1 tRNA gene and 2 rRNA genes are annotated in these 3,291 nt (G+C 49.6%); all 3 read right to left on the bottom strand.

Annotated elements, in window-relative coordinates:
• Positions 1-2: 2 nt before the first annotated feature.
• Positions 3-113: ribosomal RNA gene (gene rrf / locus H8S52_RS19405) — 5S ribosomal RNA — on the bottom strand.
• A gap of 84 nt (positions 114-197) precedes the next feature.
• Positions 198-3,078, bottom strand: a 23S ribosomal RNA gene (locus tag H8S52_RS19400).
• Between the two features lie 114 nt (positions 3,079-3,192).
• Positions 3,193-3,266: transfer RNA gene (locus H8S52_RS19395), tRNA-Ala, on the bottom strand.
• Positions 3,267-3,291 lie beyond the last annotated feature (25 nt).

Genomic DNA, 3,291 nt, shown 5'->3' with positions numbered 1-3,291 from the left:
AAAAACGGCGACTACCTACTCTCCCACTGTTACGCAGTACCATCGGCGTGACTGAGCTTAACTTCTCTGTTCGGAATGGGAAGAGGTGGAACCTCAGTGCTATAGTCACCTGAATAAGGCAGACATGATGTAAAAAGTAAAGAACAACCGGTAATGAAACCGGTAAACTGAACGTATATACCACCCATACACGGAAAAACCAAAAGTGAACGGGCAATTAGTAATGCTCGGCTATGACATCGCTGCCTGTACACCTGCATCCTATCAACGTCATCGTCTATGACGACCCTAAGAAATCTAATCTTGTGGCTGGCTTCGTACTTAGATGCTTTCAGCACTTATCCAATCCCGACTTAGATACCCGGCAATGCACCTGGCGGCACAACCGGTAAACCAGAGGTCAGTCCAACACGGTCCTCTCGTACTAGTGTCAGAGCCACGCAAATTTCATACGCCCACGATAGATAGAGACCGAACTGTCTCACGACGTTCTGAACCCAGCTCGCGTGCCACTTTAATGGGCGAACAGCCCAACCCTTGGGACCTTCTCCAGCCCCAGGATGTGACGAGCCGACATCGAGGTGCCAAACCCCTCCGTCGATATGAGCTCTTGGGAGGGATCAGCCTGTTATCCCCGGAGTACCTTTTATCCTTTGAGCGATGTCCTTTCCATACAGAAACACCGGATCACTATGCTCTAGTTTCCTACCTGATCGACTTGTTAGTCTCCCAGTCAAGCGCCCTTATGCCATTACACTCTGCCGACGGTTACCAATCGTCGTGAGGGCACCTTTAGAAGCCTCCGTTACGCTTTTGGAGGCGACCACCCCAGTCAAACTACCCACCAAACAGTGTCCCCGTATCCACGGGTTAGAACTCAAATAATCAAAGGGCCGTATTTCAACAGCGGCTCCACAAATACTGGCGTACCTGCTTCGAAGCCTCCGGCCTATCCTACACATCAATTACCCAAATTCAATGTTAAGCTATAGTAAAGGTTCACGGGGTCTTTTCGTCCCATCGCGGGTAATCGGCATCTTCACCGATACTACAATTTCACTGAGCTCACGGTTGAGACAGCGTCCAGATCATTACACCATTCGTGCAGGTCGGAACTTACCCGACAAGGAATTTCGCTACCTTAGGACCGTTATAGTTACGGCCGCCGTTTACTGGGGCTTCAATTCAATGCTTCTCTTGCGATGACATCTCCTCTTAACCTTCCAGCACCGGGCAGGTGTCAGGCTGTATACTTCATATTTCTATTTCGCACAGCCCTGTGTTTTTGTTAAACAGTTGCCTGGACCGATTCTCTGCGCCTCAAGTCACCCTGAGGACCCTTTATCCCGAAGTTACAGGGTCAGTTTGCCTAGTTCCTTAACCGTGAATCACTCAAGCGCCTTAGTATATTCAACCCGACTACGTGTGTCCGTTTGCGGTACGGGTACCACAAGGATTAAGTTTAGCGGATTTTCTCGGGAGTATGCTTACGTGCACTATTGGATTGTCCCGAAGGACGCTCCATACTGTCAGGTTCGACTCTTCCTGCGGATTTGCCTGCAGGAATCAACATCTACACCCTTTAACGGACTATTCCGTCAGTCCGCGGCACTGTCACTGCTCCGTCTCCACGTCACTCCTTGAGGTAGTACCGGAATATTAACCGGTTCTGCCATCGGCCTCGCCGTTCGGCTGAGCCTTAGGACCCGACTAACCCTGATCCGATTAGCGTTGATCAGGAAACCTTAGTCTTTCGGCGAGGGGGTTTCTCACCCCCTTTATCGTTACTTATACCTACATTTGCTTTTCCACACGCTCCAGCAAGGCTCACGCCTCACCTTCAACGCTGAGTGGAATGCTCCCCTACCGATGTTTACACATCCCAAAGCTTCGGTAGAATACTTAATGCCCGATTATTATCCACGCCAAACTCCTCGACTAGTGAGCTGTTACGCACTCTTTAAATGAATGGCTGCTTCCAAGCCAACATCCTAGCTGTCTTAGCAATCTGACTTCGTTAGTTCAACTTAGTATTCATTTCGGGACCTTAGCTGTTGGTCCGGATTGTTCTCCTTTAGGACATGGACCTTAGCACCCATGCCCTCACTCCTGACATAGAACTGACACGCATTCGGAGTTTGTCAAGACTTGATAGGCGGTGAAGCCCTCGCATCTTATCAGTCGCTCTACCTCATGCCAGTATAAGTCAAGGCTGCACCTAAATGCATTTCGGGGAGTACGAGCTATCTCCAAGTTTGATTAGCCTTTCACCCCCACCCTCAGGTCATCCAGAAGCTTTTCAACGCTTATTGGTTCGGTCCTCCAGATGGTGTTACCCATCCTTCAACCTGCCCAAGGGTAGATCACTTGGTTTCGCGTCTACTCCTTCCGACTGAACGCCCTGTTAAGACTCGCTTTCGCTTCGGCTGCAGGTCTCAAGACCCTTAACCTTGCCGGAAAAAGTAACTCGTAGGTTCATTATGCAAAAGGCACGCCGTCACTCTTGCGAGCTCCGACCGCTTGTAGGCGCATGGTTTCAGGAACTATTTCACTCTTCTGTTCGAAGTGCTTTTCACCTTTCCTTCACAGTACTGGTTCACTATCGGTCTCTCGGGAGTATTTAGCCTTACCGGATGGTCCCGGCTGATTCACGCAGAATTCCTCGTGCTCCGCGCTACTCAGGATACCACTAGGCTTCGACCGGCTTCGTATACGCAACTATCATGCTCTATGGTTGAACTTTCCAGAACATTCTACTCACCGGTTTTCTTGCCACAGCGTGGTCCTACAACCCCACATATGCCGTAACATAGGTGGTTTGGGCTGGTCCCCGTTCGCTCGCCACTACTAGGGGAATCATTATTTATTTTCTTTTCCTGCAGGTACTAAGATGTTTCAGTTCCCTGCGTTAGCCTCCAACTTAGTTGGATGATTGGTCTTCAACCAATCGGGTTGTCCCATTCGGAAATCTCCGGATCAAAGGTTATTTGCACCTACCCGAAGCTTATCGCAGCTTATCACGTCCTTCATCGCCTCCGAGAGCCAAGGCATCCGCCATGCGCCCTTGCTTACTTTTAGTCTTACCGACAACGTATGGTCGATATATACTTTCAGCTTTAACTTTACTTTTTTTTCTGTTACATCATGTCAAAGATCGTTTGAGAATATTCCGGTTTACCGGAATCTCAAGAGTGGAGAATAACGGATTCGAACCGTTGACCCCCTGCGTGCAAAGCAGGTGCTCTAGCCAGCTGAGCTAATCCCCCGAGATAGTGATTAGTGAGGGGCGGC

Origin of the sequence: Bacteroides sp. NSJ-48 (assembly GCF_014287405.1) — a bacterium.
GTDB lineage: Bacteria > Bacteroidota > Bacteroidia > Bacteroidales > Bacteroidaceae > Bacteroides > Bacteroides stercoris.
The sequence above is the reverse complement of the archived record's forward strand: the minus strand, read 5'-3'. Positions and strand labels throughout refer to the sequence as shown.